The following is a 20,131-nucleotide window of genomic DNA, read 5'->3' as shown; positions in this document are numbered from 1 at the left end:
TGTTTCCCCTTCGGAGGATAGGGGAAACAATACGGTTTTTACGAAACAAAAGCTTCCCGGTGTCGTTATACCATAAATGACGGACTAATATTCCACATCAATTCATTATGGGAGCAACAGAAATAAAAACCTATTTTACACCAGACGATATAGCAGCAGCATCGAATCAGCGGATTCAAGAAATAAGCCAAGACTTTATACAGAAAATCAATGCCGTGGATTACCCGTGTGTCGGAGCAAAATCGGCGATTCATACCAATCAATATCGGGTTGGAATATACGAAAAAATGGGTGCTGAAGAGAGTACGAGAGCTTTAAATAACGACTTAAAGACATATATAGAAGAAACAGTTGCCGCCGATAGTCAGTATATGTCCATGATTGCGGTATTCACAGACCAAATACAGTCCGAGCTCGATTTCGAAGAAAAACTTTGGTTGCAATTACAAAAACTGCACGACAGCGAAAAGGACGAACACCCATGGGATCCAACCGTGGGCAGTAATCCTGATGAGCGTGATTTCAGCTTTAGTTTTCATGGCAAGGCTTTTTTCGTGGTAGGTATACACCCGCATGCAAGTAGAAAATCGAGAAGATTCAGGTATCCCGCGATGGCATTTAATCTTCATAGTCAGTTTGAACGGTTACGCGATCTCGACCTATACGAGAAAATGAAAAGTACTATTCGGGACAGGGAAATAAACTATGACGGCGATATTAACCCCATGCTCAGCGATCACGGCGAAGGGCTTGAAGCGCCCCAATATAGTGGACGCAAAGTAGATAAAAGTTGGAAATGTCCATTTCATGCTAAATAAGTTAATTGTATTATATTTACAAATCAATCATATACCATATGGTTAACACAATAGAAAAACAAACGGGTACAGCCTTTCAGCTTAAAAAAGGTGATACACTAAAAGTGATTGACCCTCAGGGTGAACAAGTAAGTGATATGGTTCTGTTTAACGCTGATGATAAACGTGAGCGAATTTCGTCAGGAAAAACACTAGATTTTGAGAATACGATTTTAATCTCCAAAGGCCATCATTTATGGAGTAATAGAAGTCATAAGATGATGGAGATATTGGAGGATACCAATGGGCGTAATGATTTTCTTTTAGCGCCTTGCAGCCCGGAAACATTTCAAATCCTCTACAATAATCCTGAATACCATCCGAGCTGTTTTGAAAACCTTTATACCAATCTTTCAGCGTTTGGAATAGAACCGGATGACATCCCAACTGCTTTCAATATTTTTATGAATGTGCAATTTAGTGCAGACGGAGAACTTTCGGTCGATCCGCCTAAAAGTAAAGCGGGAGATTATGTCGTTTTTGAGGCTAAAATGGATTTGATTGTCGGTCTTACTGCATGCTCGGCCGAACAATCAAATAATTACGTTTTTAAGCCTATTCAATATGAGATTATAAGCAGCCGACATTAACGTTCTAACCAGTAGGGCAGGACGCTATGTTCCAGCTATCGTGTTTTCGTCTAATCCCAAAAATTTGTCAAGCGACCCAGGTTCTGCACGGAAACCCACGCCGAAACGATTGAGCGCATTGATAAGGGCTATAAGCATCGTAAGTTTGGTAAGTTCGGCGTCATCGAATTGCAATTTTACGGACTGATAAATTTCATTTTTTGTTTTTTCCGGGCTCAACTGCGTTAAAGCCTCTGTCCATAGCAAGGCCGCTTTTTCTCGTGCCGAAAATAGCGACGATTCTTGCCAACTCGATAAATGAAGTAATCGCAGAGGACGCTCCCCGTCCTGAATAGCTTGTTTAGCATGGATATCTATGCAAAACAAGCAGCCGTTGATTTGCGATGCTCGCAACCTTACAAGATGGACCAGCAGGTTTTCTAACCCGGAGTTACCTGCTAATGTGTCCAGTTCCAGGAGTTTATTATACCCTTCGGGAAAATGTTTACTGTATTTTAATCGCTGTGCCATATTTAATTATTTAACGTATGGCAAAAATACGGTGTGTCCTGCAAGAAAAAATTGAACGGGTTCAAGAAATGCGCTTACGTCTCAATTTACTGATATATTCTGGTGAAAGTCCCAAGTAATTTGCAATAAGATATTGAGGGATACTATTTACAAAGTCTGGAAATGCGTCTCTGAATTTGAAGTAGATTTCTTCTTTGGAATAACTTAGGATATACTTCATTCTTGTTTGATAACTACCATAAGCAATCTGATACACCGTTCTGAAATAAGATTCTAGTTTCGGAAAAGCCTTAAAGAGCTCATCACGCTTCGTTGAGGAAATACTCAATATCGCTGTCTTTTTTACAGCTTGTATAAAAAATTCGGTAGGCTTTTTCGTTTGAAGGGCTAAGTAGTCAGCCAGCCACCAGCCCTGTAAGGCAAATTGAACGGTGTGCTTCACTCCTTCCATATCGATAAAGTACATTTGCAGACACCCAGATAATACAAAATGATCGTGAAGAACAGTGTCCCCTGGATGCATTAAAAGCTCTTTTTTATCGACGTCTCTGCGCGTAAAATATGAAATGATTTCTTCGAACTCCTGACCTTCCATAGAGACGAATTCGTTGATATGTTGAAATAAGATTTTACTCATTTTTTTAATGCTGCTAAGTCGTTGGATCATCAATCTAGCTACGCTATGTCTAGTCGTTAGGCAATGTATATTGGAGATTTACTCCCTAATCATTTCTATATGAGGTATTCCGTCTTCATCGTAAGGTTCTCCGATTTCTGCAAAACCTAATCCGTTATAGAATTTAATCAAATATACTTGCGCTCCAATACGTATCGTTGAACTGCCAAAAAGTTCTTTGCAAGACGCTATTGATTTTTCCATAAGCTGCCATCCTAATTTTAAACCTCTGAACTTAGGTCCGACAACGACTCGCCCTATAGAAACCTCGTCATAAGATATCCCAGCTGGAAGGAGCCTTGTATATCCTGCCAGATTATCATCTACAAAACACATAAGATGATAACTAACTAGATCTTTATCGTCGGTGTCCTGATAAACACAACGCTGTTCTACAACAAACACCTCATTTCGAAGTTTCAATATATGATAAAGTTCAGTGGTATCTAGTTCTTTAAATGCTTTAATAAAATATTTAATTCTCATTATGGTGTATATAAATTAACGTCTATTATAGTATATTAGCGTACATTAACGGATAAACAAAAGAACGAACCGAAGATATGCATTATACTCCAAATCCAGATAGGTACCAACAGATGGTATATAACAAATGCGGTAACAGTGGCCTGAAATTACCAGCAATATCGTTGGGATTATGGCATAATTTCGGCGACGACAAACCACATCATATTAAACAACAGATATGTCGGACAGCATTTGATCATGGTATTACCCACTTTGACCTTGCCAATAATTATGGTCCGCCCCCCGGAACGGCAGAATTGGCTTTTGGCAGGATATTAAAGGAAGATTTTGCCGGTTTGCGAGATGAACTTATCATTTCTTCAAAGGCAGGTTATGATATGTGGCCAGGCCCGTATGGAGAGTGGGGTAGCAAAAAATATCTTATAGCAAGTTGCGATCAAAGCCTTAAACGTATGGGGCTCGAATATGTTGATATATTCTATTCCCACCGTTTTGACCCCAATACGCCGTTAGAAGAAACGATGCAGGCCTTAGACCAGATTGTTCGATCTGGTAAAGCACTGTATGTGGGACTTTCTTCTTATAATAGTAAACGGACAAAAGAAGCTGTGGCGATCTTGAATGATCTCGGAACACCATGCCTGATACATCAACCAAGCTATTCGATGCTTAATCGTTGGGTTGAAGAAGATGGCTTGATCGATACACTTGATGAACTTGGTGTGGGGTCTATCGTCTTTTCTCCGCTTGCCCAAGGAATGCTCACTACAAAATATCTTGCCGATATCCCCGAAGGTAGCCGGGCCGATCAACGGAAGTCATTAAACCCAAATTTTCTTAGTAATGAGAATCTTGAAAAGATAAAAGCACTGAACGTTATTGCCGAAGGTCGTGAACAAACCCTTGCGCAAATGGCCATCGCTTGGGTTCTAAAAAAAGGGCGAATTACATCTGCCCTTATCGGGGCAAGTAGGCCACAGCAGGTTACGGACTGCGTCGGTGCTATAAAGAATTTTGACTTCACAGCAACGGAGCTTTCCGAAATCGACCGGTATGCAACAGACAGTGACATAAATATCTGGGCAAGATCGGCAGAACTAGATTGATTCGTTTCCGACTATTGTTTTAGTTTTAGCTTTAACTGGTGCGTACCGGCCACGAGATGCATTGCTTTCCCGTCGCCTTCTACATTGTCAGGAGGATAAAACGTAGCCGTAGAATTCGTTGGAATCTGCACATCATAAATAATTGTATTTTTTTTCTTTTGCCAGCTTGACACAATTTCGCCGTACGGTGATCGATGCCTGACTTCTGATTGGTTCAGGCCCGTTGGAAAAATCGGTCGAAGTAAAATGTTTTTAAACCCGGGCTGATTTGGATCGGGTATGATACCGCCAATAGATTTAAAGAACCAACCTCCGATTTCCCCAAACATCATATGATTATCGGAGATATCTCTTTCCGCTTTCAAATCCCAATTTTCGAGCAATGTAGTTGCTCCGTTTACAGCCCACCATCCCCATGATGGATACGTATCCTGAACGGCCACCTTATAGGCGGTCTCCCCATATCCATTATTGGTAAGCGCATTCAATAGCGCTTTCGCACCTAGTACGCCCACGTCAAGATGAAAATTAGTTTCCGCTACTTTATTATTCAGGTTCGCAGCTACCTTAGCTTTTATATCCTCTGGAACGATACCCCAATGTAACGGGACGCTCAATTCGGTCTGCGTTCCATCCGCATATATTCCGGATTCGCGATTTAAGAATTTATCGTTAATGGATTGTTTGATTTTTTTGCGTAGTGCATCATATTTTTTATAGTCTACTTCTTTACCAAACAATTTAGCTGCGGAAGCCAAAATATTTGCATCGACATAAAAGTAAACAGATGAAGTAAGTTCGAGGTTCGAGCGCGATTTTACCGGCACCCAATCGCCGCGGCCAAAACTAGTCAGCCCATTCGGACTGATGCGATCAACATAATCGACGTAGCGTTTTATATTCTCATAACAATCTGCTAAAAGCCTGCTATCGCCATAGAACAAATATATCTGCCAAGGGATAATTGCAATCGTACTCGTCCAGTCTAATCCATTTGCTGTACCATATCCCCATCCACCCGTCGGAATAATATCTGGCAACACGCCATTGGGCTGTTGTTCATCGCGGTGATCTGCCAACCACTTTTCATAAACAGTGACACCGTCGAAATTATATAACGCCGTCTCGATAGCTAGGTGCCCGTCACCTGTCCAACCATTTTTTTCGCGTTGTGGACAATCCGTCGGATAACCCATCAGGTTAGACAGATAAGCGTTGTTTGTTATTTTCCATAAGTCGTTTATCAATTTTGAGGAAGTCTTCACCTTGCCCATTGGGACAACATCACTATGTAGGAAATAAGCTGTTAAGTTCGATTCACCTAGTACTATGGGATCGCTGCTGGTAACCTCTACATAACGAAACCCCTTATAGTTGAATTTAGGCATAAATTCATCTTCCTTTTTACCACTAAGTGTAATAATATCCGTTTGGAAGGGATCGTTCTCTTTATCTCCTCGGTAATACACATCGATATTAGACATATCCAAACGGCCATTTTCATCGAGACGTTCGCCATGCGCTATGCGTAGTATGGTACCTTCGGTTCCTTTAACTTTAATGCGTGTAACGCCAGCCATATTCTGTCCCATGTCGAAAACATAGGTCTTCTCATCAAATTTCTTAACAGCTATCGGATTGTACGTTTTCGTTAACCGTATAGGAGCAATCAATTGTGACACGATATGATTGGAAGGAGCACTTCGATATCGAACGCTATTCCATTTAGCATCATCAAAATGAGGCGTGTCCCAGCCAGGCTGTTCCAAACGGGCATCATAATGTTCACCGGTATAAATGTTGTTGGATACAATCGGTCCGGACGAAGTTTTCCAGTTAAGTCCTGACACAATAGTTTCTTCAGTTCCATCGGTATAGACTATGCGAAGATCTAAACAAAATGTTGGTCTTGCTCTCCACGGTGCATTGTGAAAATCCCAGACAGCAATCGGTTGGTGGTTGTACCAGCCATTGCCCAGAATCACACCAATCGCATTTGCTCCAGATTGAAGAAGGGAGGTCACATCATGTGCTACGTAAAGCGTGCGTCGGTCAAACCGTGTGTACATTGGGTCTAGTCGATGGTTACTCACGCGTTCACCATTCAGGGATAGTTCATACAGGCCCGCTACTGCTATATATGCCCGAGCAGATTTGACGGTCTTTTTTATATCAAATTGCTTTCTGAAATACGGTGCTTCTTTATGGTGGATGTCTCGATGATCGCTAATCCAAGCTCCCCTCCAATTGTTACTTCCCATCATGCCGGTTTCAAAAGCTGCCACCGCCGACGAAGTTGGTTTTCCATCTTTATCCCAAGCTACTACCTTCCAAAAGTAACGCGTCTGCGGATCCAGCTTTTGCCCTGCATAGGTAACGAGTATGTCTGTTTTAGACTGCTTCCCACTGTCCCAGACCCGGCCCTGATTCTGAACTATTTCCATGGAGTCTGTATCTACAAGCACTTGGTATGCCGTCTGAACCGCCCCCTGTCTATCATCCTTTAACATCCACATTAGCCTGGGGTTCTGTATATCTATTCCTATCGGATTGATTAGATGCTCGCATTTTAGTTGGATTGGTTCGCTATTTGCTGGAGCGCTCTTTCCATAGCGGTTGCCACATAATACTAAACAGACTGCCAAGAATAAGATTTTTTTCATTATAGAATACGATGAGGTGTTTATATATAAAAGTACATTATCTAGCGATGAAACCTCCACTTAGTTCAGATTTTCATTTGTAGGCTTTTTAATGCCTATCAATGTCTTCGAAGCAAATACGAGCACTTGTATAATTACGGCGATGACGATCAGAATCGCTAATTCCAAGTAGGAAATCATGTTTGAGAAACGAGTCATATCGAGTACCTCATCTAGTAGATTTTTTCCTTCTTCTACCTGTATCGAAGATAAAGTTTGCAATGTGTCTCCGGCGTTCCGCGCAGCTGAAAGCGCTGCCGTATGATCGCCGTTTTTGTTGTTTACGGATATGGTCTGACACAGCTGTTTGAAAGTTTCAAAATTAGCTCTTTCCATTTCTGTGAGTATCGTCTTTCCGTACAATGCAGTTAACGTGGCGACTTCGGCTAGATGGCTGTTTATCCGTGCGGTAACTTCAGTTTCCTCCTTTTCCAAGATGGCGATGATACCATCCATCTGCTTTGACAATCGGAGGATATATTGTGCTACTACCAATCGATCTTCATAAATGGAGGTGACTGCGGTACTTATCCGTGTCGCGATTCGTTGTTCACGCATATTGGTTAGCATTACCAAGCCAATCACGGTGAACAACAGTATCGCTGCTGTCATTTTTTGTTTAATCGCAAATGTCCACATAATTTTCAATTTAACCCAGCAATGCGATGCTTTAGGTTTATAACTGAAGCAAGTTAAGTAATTATTTCAACAAATTACCACGCCAAACAACGTGTTGGGTGAGCGATATTTCAGCAACTATTTTAACCTCAGATAAATGTGTTTCACGTGCTTATGCCCGCCCGAATCTCTTTCATCAATTTCGAACTTATTGATGTACTTGATCAGATCATACAGCTTATTGAATCCATAGTTCCGAGGATCGAAATCAGGCTTCTTTTTAGAAATGAAGTTTCCTAAAGAAGCTAGGAATGTCCATCCTGTTTCATCCGCCAGATCGTCAACACTATTTACAATGAGATTTATGGTCTGCTTATCTACTTTATCGATAGCTTTCTGAGTAGGTTTCGGCTTTTCTTTCGTTATTGATTTCACTAGTACCTTTGTGCTTTCTTCCTTTTCAACCGGCTGCAATATCTCAATATAAATAAACTTGTTGCATGCCGCAATAAATGGCTGCGGTGTTTTCTTTTCTCCGATACCAATGACTACCATCCCCGCTTCGCGTAGTCTTGTTGCTAACCGCGTAAAATCGCTGTCGCTGGACACGATACAGAAACCGGTAACTTTGTCTGAATACAGAATATCCATTGCATCGATAATCAATGCGCTGTCTGATGAGTTTTTACCGGTAGTATAACTATATTGTTGAACTGGCGTAATCGCATTCTCCAGCAAAACATGTTTCCAGCCAGAAAGGTGGGGCTTTGTCCAGTCTCCATATATTCGCTTTACAGTAGGTGTTCCGCTTTTGGATACCTCTTCCAACATTTCTTTCACATTAGCGTAAGGTACATTATCCGCGTCAATTAAAACTGCGAGTTTATGATCTTGCATCAGTCTGACTTTTGGTATACCGTAAATATAAGTTTTATGTTTCACAAACAACAAACTTCAAGTATTGATTTTCTATCGTTTAAGCAAACCGGCCACTATTTTTTTCTTCTGAAGTGTAGTTGCGTCAATCTTGTTATATGTGATATTCAATTTTATTGTATCTTTAAATGTTAAAAGCTGTAGAAGCCAACACGATCACAAGCATCAATGGCTTACATTAGGTCCGTAGTACCGTATGAACAAAATAAACCCAATATGAGAAGAAGAACATTTTTAAACGCGCTCCATGTAGGCATTGCCTCAGCCGCCCTTTTTAATGGCAAAAGCCATGCAACGTATTTAACATCACTCCTAGACAGGACAGCCGATGACAAAGAGCTGGCCTACCACCGGATACAGGAAATCAAGTTTTCAACCGTCCAGCTAAACTATCCGCGTCTAGTAGGGAAAAATGCCCGTCTCGATCTACATGGTAACGGGCCAAACGTAGAAATAGTTTGTTTGATGACTGATAAGGGAGCCATAGGTTGGGCTTCTCTACGCGGGTCGAAGCGTGATGCTGAAAATGTTATGGGGGAACTCGTGGGCCAAAAGGTGTCGGAACTGTTTGCTGTTAAGGTTGGTACATTGCAGGATCGGCATATACCGTTTGATATGGCTCTGCATGACCTAGCAGGCGTGATTCTACAAAAGCCAGTCTACGCTTTACTAGGGAACGACAAACCATTTATCACAGACTACTACAGTGGTATGATTTATTTCGATGATCTAGAGCCCGCCAGCAAGCCAGCAGGGATCGATCGTATATTGGAGGAGTGTCGTTACGACTATAATTTAGGGTACAGGCAGTTTAAGCTAAAAATAGGTCGTGGGCATAAATGGATGCCTTATAAAGAAGGATTGCAGCGCGATATTGAAGTCACCAAAGCGGTGGAACAGGCTTTTCCTGATTGTGAGATTCTAGTGGACGGTAATAACGGGTTTACGTCCGATCAGTTTATTGATTATCTGAAAGGTATTACCGGTGTTAAGTTGTTTTGGATAGAAGAACCTTTTCATGAAACCGTTGCCGACTATCAAAAGTTGCGCAATTTTATAAAACGTGAAGGTATCCAAACCTTATTGGCTGATGGCGAGGCCGATCCCGATCAGCTCTTTTTAAGAGAACTTATTCAACAGGATCTATTAGATGTACATCTAACAGATATAGAAGGCCTTGGTTTTACCAATTGGCGAAGATTGATGCCAGAACTCCAAGCATTGGGTGCACAAGCTTCGCCACATGCTTGGGGCTCACTCCTCAAGACCAATTATACTGCGCATTTGGCTGGAGGATTAGGTAATACTATTACTATCGAAGGCGTTACCAGTTCGTCAGATGAAGTCGATCTTTCCGGTTACACCATCAAAGACGGTAAGTTAATTCCCCCGTCGACGCCAGGTTTTGGTATGTCATTGTTAAAGAAAATATAAAAGTTTATTCAGTTGGTTGCAAAGGCAGTTGGGACTTCGTAAAAAACATAAGCATATGAGTAGTCAAGTCGTTTGTTTTGGAGAAATTCTGTTTGATATTATCGATGATAGCTCGAAGCCTGGTGGCGCCCCTTTCAATGTTGCCTACCATTTAAAGCAGGCCGGGACAGCGAGTTTTTTGATCAGTTGCGTGGGCAATGACCCATATGGAAAAGAATTGTTGGATATTGTAAAGAGATGGGGATTGGACACAACTGGTATCGCGATAAGCGATTCCCATAAAACCGGTGAGGCGATTGTAGAAAAGGGAGAAAATGGACTGCCAGAATATGATCTCGTATATCCCGCTGCGTGGGATTATATCCCTTGGAAAGAGGTATATACATCCGTTATTGCCAATAGTAACGCTTTTGTTTTTGGATCGCTGTCTTCAAGGAATACCCGATCGTATGACACGCTCAAAGCGTGCTTGGAGTATTCATCATTGAATGTTTTTGATATTAATATCAGACCTCCTTATTTTGATCAACTCGTATTGGAAGAACTACTCCAAAAAACGCATATCTTAAAACTGAATGATACCGAACTTGCTTTGCTAAGTCAATGGTATGATTATAAAGAGGAGGAGGAAAAGATACAGGTGGAAACCATCAGGCAGCGGTTTAATATTGACGAAGTGATTGTAACAAAAGGTGAGGAAGGCGCCAGCTATTATAGTGATGAAAATGAATTACATAGACCGGCAATGGAAATACAGGTCGCGAATACAGTGGGTAGCGGCGATGCTTTTCTTGCCGGTTTTTTAAGTAAGCGGCTAGACAAATCCTCGACGATAGAAGAGTGCTTGCTGGAGGGAATCAAGAAGGGCGCGTATGTAGCATCCCAATATGAGGCGTGCCCCCCATATGAGGCATATCTCGAAATGTTTCGAAACTGAAGCGGCGTTTTGCATACTGTAGAGTGGTTAAAGTAGCGTCGTCAAGAAACCGGCTAACCGCGCTCTTAATCTTTTGAAAGCTTTTCCCAAATGAGCTTCTACCGTTTTTTCGGAAATACCTAACTCATCCGCTATCTTTTTTTGAGAATAACCGTCCTGACGACTTAATCTAAAAACCAATTGACATTTCTCGGGTAGCATTTGAATATGTTTTTCTAATTCGTTTTGAAGTTCTTCAAAGGCCAGTTTCTGCTGCGTAGAGTCGTCAACCAGCCCGGTACCCAATAAGCTATCTACATATCGCTTTTCATTATACTGTCTGTCCATTGATTTGATCACCCGATATTTTACGGACACAGCTAGATAACTCGCTAAATCGGACCGAAGTACCATATCAGATCGCTTATTCCATAACGAGGTAAAAATATCCTGGACAATTTCTTCTGCTTCCTCCAAATTCCCTATGCGATTGGCAGCTATCGTAAATAGTTTTTTCCAAAAGCGATTATAAATTTCTGTAAATGCACTTTCATCGTCTTGATGAAGATGTAAATACAACTCGTTATCCGTTAAATCCCTATAAATAATCATAACTAAAAGCGATTTATTTTGGTTGGCCGCACTGCGACGTGTCAAATATAGAGATTTTATTCTATTAGTTGTACAACACCCTTATACCAGTAGCATCGGTAAAGAGTACAAAAAAAAAATAAAAATAATGTAAGGGATTTGTTCTAGAACAAGGACATATATTAAAGCTCCAGTTATGAATGATATAAACAAATACCGTGAATTGGCGTCGAAATGGCTAAATGGAAGTATTACCGAAGTCGAAAAAGAAGAGTTTCTTGCTTGGTATAAAGCACATGTAGATGAGGAGGTAGAGATCCCTGCTTATTTTGCAAAAGACGAGATGGAGCTAAAGCAACGGATTTTGTCCAACGTGAAATCGGCTATACGACAGCCAGATAGACCACAAGCCAGTAAAGTACGCTCACTAACAACGAAAACGCGTGCGGTAGCCGCATCCATCATTGCGTTAGCTGTATTAGGTTTGGGATACTATTATTTCACCGGTCGGGGAGAAGAGGTCATGCATATAGGCCTGGAGGATGTGAATCCCGGAAAGAACAAAGCACTTCTATCATTAGACGACGGTTCAGTCATTGACTTACAGGAAGATGGACAAGGGTTAATCGTAGGCGAGCAACTGCACTATATGGACGGTAGCGTACTTGAATCCGCTTTATTTAAAAAGATAGATAGCGAAAGCAGTCTAGTGACTTTGTCCACTCCTAGAGGAGGAGAATACCAGCTGAAACTACCCGATGGTACACAAGTTTGGCTGAATGCGTCATCATCCATTCGTTTTCCAAGAAAGTTTAGTGAAAATAGGAGAGAGGTAGAGCTATTGGCAGGAGAAGCCTTCTTCGATGTAGCTACAAATTCGATGGGTGGTAAGAAAATTCCATTTTTTGTAAAGAATAATGAACAATTGGTAGAGGTATTGGGAACGCAGTTCAACATTAACGCGTATGACAAAAAGCTAGGAATTGTTACTACCGTTACCGAAGGATCTGTCGCCGTCAAATCTAACAATAAGCCTAACAACCACGAACGCATCGTCCTTGCCATTGGCATGCAAACAATTGTCAATGAAAAAGGAATTACAAAATATCAGGTCGATCCAGAGCAATTTGTAGCATGGAAAGATGGCTATTTTTATTTTAATGATGCAAATATCTATACGGTTCTCCAAGCGTTCGAGCGGTGGTACGATATTGATGTAAATTATGAAAAAGTGCGTTCAGATGATCTGTTTTACGGTAAGCTGCCGAAAAACGTGACATTAGACAAAGCGCTACATATTCTAAAAACAGCTGGCGTACATTTCGAATTAAAGAATGGACGGCAATTAACCATAAAAAAAAATAAATAAAGCGATGATAAGTAGATGGGCAGCGTCAGGGGTTCCATAACCTCGGTGATAAGTAGACTTCGAATAAAAAACCGGAAATGTTGCGAGCATTCCCGGCTATTGATCGGGTCCATGAATAACAAGTAATCTGGAATTAACACTGTATTATAAACCCAAATCATACAAAAGTATGCAATTAAAGCTATTAATGTATCCTTTACCGGCGTATACCCAAAAAATCATTATGCGTGTGAAGTTAACTATCATTATCATGACCGTCTTTTGCCTTCAGCTTTCGGCTAATGTATTTGGCCAGAAGATTTCGCTGAATGAACGAGATGTCTCTTTATGGGAAGTGCTTAAAAAGATAGAAAAACAATCTGGCGTCACTTTCTTTTACAATAAAAGAGATATTCAGCAGGATCTCGTTACTATTGTTTTACGAGAAGAACCTTTAAACCGGGTGTTGGCATTGCTTTTTAAAAATCTACCTTATGGCTATGACATACAGGGTCAAGTAGTCGTCGTAAACCAAAAGGAGCAGTTCCCAAGCAAAGAAGCCCCGAGTGCGAACAGAAATGCTGTTAACGCCGCGAATGTAAGATCGCTGCAGCGGGCCATAAGCGGAACCGTACGAGATTCGCTTGGAGCACCGCTGTCGGGAGTATCCGTATTGATCAAAGGCACATCGCTTGGAACGCATACAAATGCCGACGGACAATATCGAATTACAGCGCCTGATGGACAGTCTGTTATAATTTTTTCAATGATCGGTTATGTTCCTAGAGAACAGACGATAGGCGAAAAGACAATAGTGGATGCTGTGCTGACGACCTACATGGACGATCTGGATGAAGTTGTAGTGGTAGGATATGGCACTCAAAAGAAAAGCGATGTAATCAGTTCTGTTGTTTCTGTAAATACAGCCGATGTGAATAGAGTGCCATCTAACGATTTAGGTGAGATGTTAAGAGGGAAAGCTGCCGGTGTATACGTTACAGTAAACGATGCCGCGCCAGGAAGTTCATCCAATATTCTCATTCGTGGAAGCCGTTCATTAACGGCAGGAAATGCACCCATTGTCATCGCGGACGGCGTACCAGTAGGAGGAATCAATGATGTCAATCCGAACGACATAGCGTCCATCGAGATTCTGAAAGACGCGGCTGCACAGGCTATTTACGGCGCTAGAGCATCAAATGGCGTTATCCTGATTACGACCAAGCGCGCTAAAGAAGACCGGACGATTGTCGATTTCAATACCTTTTATGGCGGACAGACAGTGAAACGCAATTTCGATGTGTACAGTGCAGAGGAGTTCGCGCAATTAAAACGGGAGGCCTATCGGGCCGATAATAACAACCAATACCTTCCCGATGAAGCTATCTTTACAGATATCGAGCGCGAAATACTGGCTACGGGCGAATTTATCGATTGGGAAAAAGAATTGCTACGCATTGCAAGCACACAGAATCATAACCTAAGCGTTTCAACCGGAACAGCAAAAACGCGCATATATTCGGGCTTTAATTATTCTAAGAGACAAGGGGTAATTCCCGGTACTGATTTTCAACGTGGAACGATTCGGATCAACGTTGACCAAACGATTACAGACTGGTTAAAACTGGGTGCTAATACATCTTGGCAGCTTTCCAAGAACAACAATCCCGGTACGGGCGAGACCCTGTTGCGCACTGTCACCACTTCCCCCTTGGGCAAAATTTATAACGACGACGGAACCTATCGGATTTATCCTTCAGGCGTACAAGAAAGCGTCAATCCATTACTGGATTTAGCGGAAGTTTCAAACACGCGGAATGATCGCAACGACATCATGAATATTTTCGCCGACTTTACACCATTCCAAGGTCTCCATTACCGTGTGAACGCAAGCAGGCGCTCTTGGAACCGAAAGACCTCACATTATGCAACCGCCGAATCGTTACAAGGATTCCGTAGGGGAGGATTAGGTAACGGAGCCATGCAATTTGAAGACGAAGTAGAGTGGCAGCTAGAAAATATTTTAAACTATAACACCAACTTTGATAAGCACAATCTTGCAGGTACCTTGGTACATAGTATAAGCCAGCGGAGTTATAGTAACTTTCGAAATAATGCCAGCAATATTCCAAATGATCTTTTGGGGATTTGGGGATTACCGAGTGCCGAAAGCAACATACCGGCAGTTGGCGCCAATAAAAGAGGATTGGTTTCGTTTGTTGGCCGTGTTCAGTACGACTATGATGGGAAATACTATCTAACCGCGTCTGCCCGTGCAGACGGTTCCACCGTGTTCGGCGCAAATAATAAGTGGGCCTATTTTCCCGCAGTAGCCTTGGGATGGAATATACACCGGGAAGCGTTTATGGCTGAATCCGTTGTAAACAACCTGAAGCTAAGAGCAAGCTATGGTAGTGTAGGAAACGAAGCTATTAACCCGTATCGTAGTCTCAGCACAGCCGTGCAGCGGGATTATCTTTTTAACAACGTGAAACGAATAGGTTATGTTCCAGGAGACTTTCTGCCCAACCCCAATTTGAGATGGGAGACCTCCACCACGCTAAACACCGCACTTGATTTCGGTTTTTGGAATAACCGTTTGACGGGTACATTTGAATTCTACAACACCCGGACTACGGATCTTTTAGCCGAATTGTCGTTACAGGCGGATATCGGATATTCTAGAATGCTCCGGAATATCGGAGAAGTGGAGAACCAAGGATTCGAACTAAATGTGAACGGCTTGGTTATGGACAAAAAAGACTGGCAAGTAAACCTAGGATTTTCGCTATCCAGAAACCGGAATAAAATTATCAGCTTGTATGGCGATTTAGATGAGTACGGAAATGAAGTGGATGATATCGCGAACCAATGGTTTATTGGGCATTCAAAAGATGTATACTATCAATTCCGTCCGGCAGGTATATGGCAACAAGGAGAGGATATCGTCAATAGCCACATGCCAACTGCACAACCCGGTGATGTCAAGTTACTAGATTATAATGGTGACGGTAGGCTCACCGATGCCGACCGCGTCATTGTACCTCGCGATCCAAAATGGTTTGGATCATTCAATCTCGCGGTGAATTACAAAAGTATAGATTTCGCAGCCGATTTTATAACGGTACAAGGCGTGATGCGCAACAATGCCTTTTTATACGATTATGCCTCAGGAGGCTCGTTACGTGGCGTTTTTAACGGCGTCAAAGTAGATTATTGGACGCCGGAGAATCCAGAGGGGAACTGGCCGCGGCCATTGGAGTCCAACGATCGTCCTTATATATGGACACTTGGACTGCAGGATGCATCTTATGTACGTTTACACACGCTAACGCTAGGATATACATTATCGTCTCGGCTTGCTTCAAAGCTGAAAATCGGTAGCCTACGGGTTTATTCGACAGCCCACAACCTGGCCACGTGGACAAAATACAAGTCGTACAGCCCGGAAAAGAACCCTAACGAGTACCCTGAAGCAATTTCAATTGTAGGCGGAATCCAAGTAGGTTTCTAAAAAGCGTATGGATTAAATTATAGATAAAGAACAATGATGAATAACGATATATATATGAAAAGGATATTTCTGCAGTTACTATTCGGCGTAACATTGCTATCTCTCCTGTCATGCGAAAAATTTCTGGCAGAGGAACCTGTTACCGAAGTCTCCATTGATTTTATATACACAACTCCAGAAGGATTGGAAAGCGGTGTGAATGCGTTGTATAACCTTATGCGGAATTATAACATACCCGAAGGTGAGGGAGATGCGCTGCGTTCTAGCCTCTTCTTTTTGGTAGGAACCGATTTAGGGCTCAACCGCACCTGGCACACACCTTACGGGCCCAATCACACGCCAGTAGCTTTTCCTGCCCGCAAATGGACAAGAGGTTACCAGATCATCGATCGGGCTAACGCGATTATAACGAATGCACCCAAGGTAGATATGCTCGACACAAGACGCAATCAGATTATTGCGCAAGCAAGGATGGTACGTGGTGAACTATACCTAGATCTCATTCGCATGTACGACAATATTCTCTTGGACACTATAGCGACCACGCCTGAAAATGCTTTTGATCCGAAAGAGTATACGCCTGCAGATCCCGAGGAAGTTTTTAAACTTATCGATGCAGACCTCGATTTCGCTGTACAGCACCTAGCTTGGAACGTTGACTACGGCAGGTATGGTAGAGGAGTGGCGCATCATATCCGAGGCAAAAGTGCTTTATGGCAACAAAAATGGGAGGAAGCATCTACACATTTTGATGCAGTAATCCTAGATCCGACCCATGATTTACTACCACGTGAACAACTTGCGCAAGTCTTTGGGCAGAATTTGAACCATAAAGAAGCTTTGTTAGTATACGTCAGGGATGAGATTACCGGTGGTAATGACAATTTAGCGGGCGGCGGGCCAACCTGGATCAGCAGTGTGTTTAATTCGAGAGTGTACGAACTGTCAGGAGGAGAAATGATCCGGTCGACCGAATACGGTGGTGAGTCGCTAGGTTGGTCTTTTCCAAACGATTATCTCCGGTCACTCTACGACGAAGAAAACGATTTACGATTTCGCACCTACTATTATCCATTGCAGCTCATTGTCAATAATCCCGAGTCGCCAAATTTCGGACAACCATTGGCTCCAGAACGTTACGATGATGACTATAGGCGATATCATTGGAGTCTAAAAAAGTATCACGACGAAGAAAAGCGCGTTGGTACACTCAACAGCTACAAAGATCATCTCTTTTATCGGTATGCCGAAACCTTGCTTTTAGGTGCCGAGGCAGCGTGGCGGACAGGTAATACAACTAAAGCTCTAGGGTATATAAATCAGGTAAGAAACAGGGCAGGTCTCCATGGCTTCGCTTCTTTCGACCTAGAGAGCTATTTGGAAGAATCTGCCCGCGAACTAGCCTTAGAGAACGAAAGATGGTTTTTGTTAAAGCGACTTGGCATTTTGGTAGAACGCGTTAACCTGTACTATGAAATGGGATCGAACTCTGGCAACAAAGCCATCTATCCAATGGCGCCACATATGGTGAGATTACCTATTCCACAGTCTCAAATTGACCTAATGGGTACATTTCCACAAAACGACGGTTATTAATAAGAATGATAATAAAGATAAAGAAATAGACGATGAAACTTATAATCAAACAATACCTATGTTGTACACTATTGCTCCTGATTGGAATGAGCAATATTTCTTGTAGTAGCAAGGAAGATCTAACTCCTGATCGCGAGGAGCCAATAGAACAACCCGAACCCGAAACGAGAGTTCTGAAGGAAAAAGCATCGTTTGGTATCGGTGCGGCGATAAAAACGTCTTTGATGGGCGAAAGCGGTTATATGCAGACCGTGACGACGCATTTTAGCCAAATTACGGCCGAATGGGAAATGAAAATGGACGCCATATGGACGTCGTCAACCCATTACCAATGGGCTGGAGCAGACAAATTAGTCGATTTTGCAATTGATAATGATTTAGATGTGCATGGTCATACACTCGTATGGTATAAGTCCTTTCCCAGTTGGTTTAAAAATGCAGGATATGACTCCACTGCTTTTGAAGACCATGTGAAGACCTATATTAAGACCGTTGTAGAACGATATAAAGGTAAAGTAATCAGTTGGGATGTTGCGAACGAAATTTTTAATGATAATGGTTCGTTGCGCATAACAGACTGCCCTGTGCATGCTACATTCAAGGACCCGATAGCGTTTTATGGTAGGTGTTTCCAATATGCACACGAAGCTGACCCGGACGCTAAGTTGTTCTATAATGATTATAGTGTTGTGATTGCCCCCGGAAAGCGGAACGCTATTAAAAATATGGTGCAGCGATTTAAAAGTGAAGGTATTCCCATACATGGTATTGGCGATCAGTTTCACTATCGCATTAATAACGACAAAAGCACGTTGCGCAATGGTCTGAATGATATGGCGAGTACCGGATTGTTGGTTCATATTTCCGAGCTCGATATCGTGATGAATGTGAATAAATCCGATAATTATGTCTTCACGGAAGCAGAGGCAAAAAAGCAATCCGACATGTACAAACATATCGCAGAAAGTTATTCTGCCTTGCCGGCTCAGCAGAGGTTTGCTATCTCGTTGTGGGGCGTAACCGATAAACATACTTGGCTTACGGGGTCATGGCACCCTAAAGAATATCCCCTTCTTTTTGATCAAAGCTACCAGCATAAAGAAGCGTACAAGGGATTTTTGTCCGGACTGAACTAGAAATATGAATAACAAAGCGTGTATGCACGCGTTTAAAATACAAAACATATGCAACTTATTCGATTGAAAATAAGATATATCCTCGGCTGTTTGACTGTACTGTTTTTAGCGGGATGTGGAGAAGAGGAAACGTTCCCCGTAACCTTATTCGAACCTGGCAAAGTAGCAGCTGAAGCCAGCAGTGTCGATATCAAATTTGGAGATTACATTACATACACTGATTTATCCACCAAAGTACAAAACCGCAATTGGGTTTTTCCAGGCGGAACGCCCGGCACCTCAACAGATTCGGTTGTCACTGTCCAGTATCCTTTAGGAGGCTCTTTTAAAGCGATTCTCAATGTTGTTTTTATTGACAACCAACGCGGGCAGCATGCTTTCGACATCGAAGTTGAGCCAGATCCCGATAATCAAATTCCAGACTACGACTATGGTACGACATACGGTATCTATACAGAACATCCCGATATCACGTCTCGGATCCCACTCGTCAGACCGGTAAATATGAACCATTTTCCGGGAATAAGGGTTTCCGACGCATTTGAAGGTGTCGAAGCCTATAAATTTGAAGCAACAGGGGAATCTGATTGGGCAATGGGAGCTTTAGAAGATGGCCGAGGCCAGTATATCGATATTTCTGCATTCGAAAATGGTTATTATCATATTGGCCTAAAATCGACATCGTTAGCACCGATATTAATTCGTATCCGCAGTTCTGGAGGTGGAAATGCGATATTTGAGTTCACGGCTGCGGGCGAAGAATATGGATTTAAGCGGGATGGGAACTGGCACCTTGTATCCATTCCGGTGGGTCATATTAAACAAAAAGACCCAAATATTAATCTTGCTCAAATAACCGAATTTATCTTATTCAGAAGCGGCTCTGGCGATGTTCGGACGTTTGATAATTATACATTCTTTGTAGACCATGTATTTGTTTCAGAAAAAATGGAGGAGAAATCATAAAGGGAATCACTTTTTTGAGATTCCTATTTATGGAGCTAAATAATTGTATATATTTGAACCGAACGGTTGCAAAATACTAAAATTGATTCTATCGGAACCCTAGTTATGATGGCTTTTTGACTTAGATGCTAGCGACCATACTCCAT

The 20,131-nt window shown here is 42.1% G+C and carries 17 protein-coding genes; 10 read left to right on the top strand and 7 right to left on the bottom strand.

Annotated elements, in window-relative coordinates; genetic code table 11:
- The first annotated feature begins 107 nt into the window (after window positions 1-107).
- Both gntA and C5749_RS08190 read left to right on the top strand, forming a co-directional pair.
- Window positions 108-818 (top strand): guanitoxin biosynthesis heme-dependent pre-guanitoxin N-hydroxylase GntA, encoded by a 711-nt coding sequence (gntA, locus tag C5749_RS08195; RefSeq protein ID WP_105724707.1) that lies wholly within the window; start codon window positions 108-110, stop codon window positions 816-818.
- A gap of 38 nt (window positions 819-856) precedes the next feature.
- Complete coding sequence (locus C5749_RS08190) at window positions 857-1,447, top strand: DUF1989 domain-containing protein (RefSeq protein ID WP_105724705.1); 591 nt, start codon at window positions 857-859, stop codon at window positions 1,445-1,447.
- Between the two features lie 24 nt (window positions 1,448-1,471).
- Here C5749_RS08190 and C5749_RS08185 read toward each other — a convergent pair whose 3' ends face one another.
- From C5749_RS08185 to C5749_RS08175, 3 genes are all read right to left on the bottom strand, one after another.
- Entirely contained in the window at window positions 1,472-1,957 is a 486-nt protein-coding gene (locus C5749_RS08185) for a carboxymuconolactone decarboxylase family protein (protein WP_105724703.1), read from the bottom strand.
- 61 nt (window positions 1,958-2,018) lie between these two features.
- A complete protein-coding gene (locus tag C5749_RS08180) occupies window positions 2,019-2,594 on the bottom strand; it encodes a Crp/Fnr family transcriptional regulator (protein WP_105725332.1) in 576 nt (191 codons plus the stop codon).
- 78 nt (window positions 2,595-2,672) lie between these two features.
- Window positions 2,673-3,119, bottom strand: coding sequence for a GNAT family N-acetyltransferase (locus tag C5749_RS08175; protein WP_105724701.1), 447 nt, complete (start codon window positions 3,117-3,119; stop codon window positions 2,673-2,675).
- A 77-nt stretch (window positions 3,120-3,196) separates the two neighbouring features.
- On the opposite strand from C5749_RS08175, the gene mgrA reads away from it, so the two are divergent.
- The gene (gene mgrA, locus C5749_RS08170) at window positions 3,197-4,228 is read left to right on the top strand and encodes an L-glyceraldehyde 3-phosphate reductase (RefSeq protein ID WP_105724699.1); all 1,032 of its coding nucleotides are present in this window, start codon (window positions 3,197-3,199) and stop codon (window positions 4,226-4,228) included.
- 11 nt (window positions 4,229-4,239) lie between these two features.
- On the opposite strand, the gene C5749_RS08165 is transcribed toward mgrA, so the two are convergent.
- The 3 genes from C5749_RS08165 to C5749_RS08155 all read right to left on the bottom strand — a co-directional run bounded on the left by C5749_RS08165 (window position 4,240) and on the right by C5749_RS08155 (window position 8,445).
- On the bottom strand, window positions 4,240-6,891 hold the full coding sequence (locus C5749_RS08165) for an alpha-L-rhamnosidase (protein WP_105724697.1): 2,652 nt from the start codon (window positions 6,889-6,891) through the stop codon (window positions 4,240-4,242).
- A 60-nt stretch (window positions 6,892-6,951) separates the two neighbouring features.
- The gene (locus C5749_RS08160; RefSeq protein ID WP_181151314.1) at window positions 6,952-7,542 is read right to left on the bottom strand and encodes an MCP four helix bundle domain-containing protein; all 591 of its coding nucleotides are present in this window, start codon (window positions 7,540-7,542) and stop codon (window positions 6,952-6,954) included.
- Window positions 7,543-7,686: 144 nt separating this feature from the next.
- A complete protein-coding gene (locus C5749_RS08155) occupies window positions 7,687-8,445 on the bottom strand; it encodes an NYN domain-containing protein (protein ID WP_105724693.1) in 759 nt (252 codons plus the stop codon).
- A gap of 255 nt (window positions 8,446-8,700) precedes the next feature.
- On the opposite strand from C5749_RS08155, the gene C5749_RS08150 reads away from it, so the two are divergent.
- Window positions 8,701-9,918 (top strand): enolase C-terminal domain-like protein, encoded by a 1,218-nt coding sequence (locus C5749_RS08150; RefSeq protein WP_105725330.1) that lies wholly within the window; start codon window positions 8,701-8,703, stop codon window positions 9,916-9,918.
- Between the two features lie 55 nt (window positions 9,919-9,973).
- Window positions 9,974-10,855, top strand: coding sequence for a carbohydrate kinase family protein (locus C5749_RS08145; RefSeq protein ID WP_105724692.1), 882 nt, complete (start codon window positions 9,974-9,976; stop codon window positions 10,853-10,855).
- A gap of 27 nt (window positions 10,856-10,882) precedes the next feature.
- Here the strand turns inward: C5749_RS08145 and C5749_RS08140 are convergent, their stop codons facing one another.
- Window positions 10,883-11,446, bottom strand: coding sequence for an RNA polymerase sigma-70 factor (locus C5749_RS08140; protein WP_105724690.1), 564 nt, complete (start codon window positions 11,444-11,446; stop codon window positions 10,883-10,885).
- A gap of 175 nt (window positions 11,447-11,621) precedes the next feature.
- Between C5749_RS08140 and C5749_RS08135 the strand changes: the two genes are divergently transcribed.
- From C5749_RS08135 to C5749_RS08115, 5 genes are all read left to right on the top strand, one after another.
- A complete protein-coding gene (locus tag C5749_RS08135; RefSeq protein WP_105724688.1) occupies window positions 11,622-12,794 on the top strand; it encodes a FecR family protein in 1,173 nt (390 codons plus the stop codon).
- A 169-nt stretch (window positions 12,795-12,963) separates the two neighbouring features.
- Window positions 12,964-16,287 carry a SusC/RagA family TonB-linked outer membrane protein gene (locus tag C5749_RS08130; protein WP_219847933.1) on the top strand — a complete coding sequence of 1,108 codons (3,324 nt, stop codon included), beginning with the start codon at window positions 12,964-12,966 and terminating at the stop codon, window positions 16,285-16,287.
- Window positions 16,288-16,341: 54 nt separating this feature from the next.
- Window positions 16,342-17,883: a RagB/SusD family nutrient uptake outer membrane protein gene (locus C5749_RS08125; protein WP_219847932.1), complete on the top strand. Its 1,542-nt coding sequence runs from the start codon at window positions 16,342-16,344 to the stop codon at window positions 17,881-17,883.
- Window positions 17,884-17,915: 32 nt separating this feature from the next.
- Window positions 17,916-19,019: an endo-1,4-beta-xylanase gene (locus tag C5749_RS08120; RefSeq protein ID WP_219847931.1), complete on the top strand. Its 1,104-nt coding sequence runs from the start codon at window positions 17,916-17,918 to the stop codon at window positions 19,017-19,019.
- A gap of 48 nt (window positions 19,020-19,067) precedes the next feature.
- Window positions 19,068-19,985 (top strand): hypothetical protein, encoded by a 918-nt coding sequence (locus C5749_RS08115; RefSeq protein WP_105724683.1) that lies wholly within the window; start codon window positions 19,068-19,070, stop codon window positions 19,983-19,985.
- Window positions 19,986-20,131: the final 146 nt, after the last annotated feature.

The organism is Sphingobacterium gobiense, from assembly GCF_002980575.1.
Lineage (GTDB): Bacteria > Bacteroidota > Bacteroidia > Sphingobacteriales > Sphingobacteriaceae > Sphingobacterium > Sphingobacterium gobiense.
Note: the sequence above shows the minus strand (reverse complement) of the source record. Positions and strands in the feature narration are given on the sequence as shown.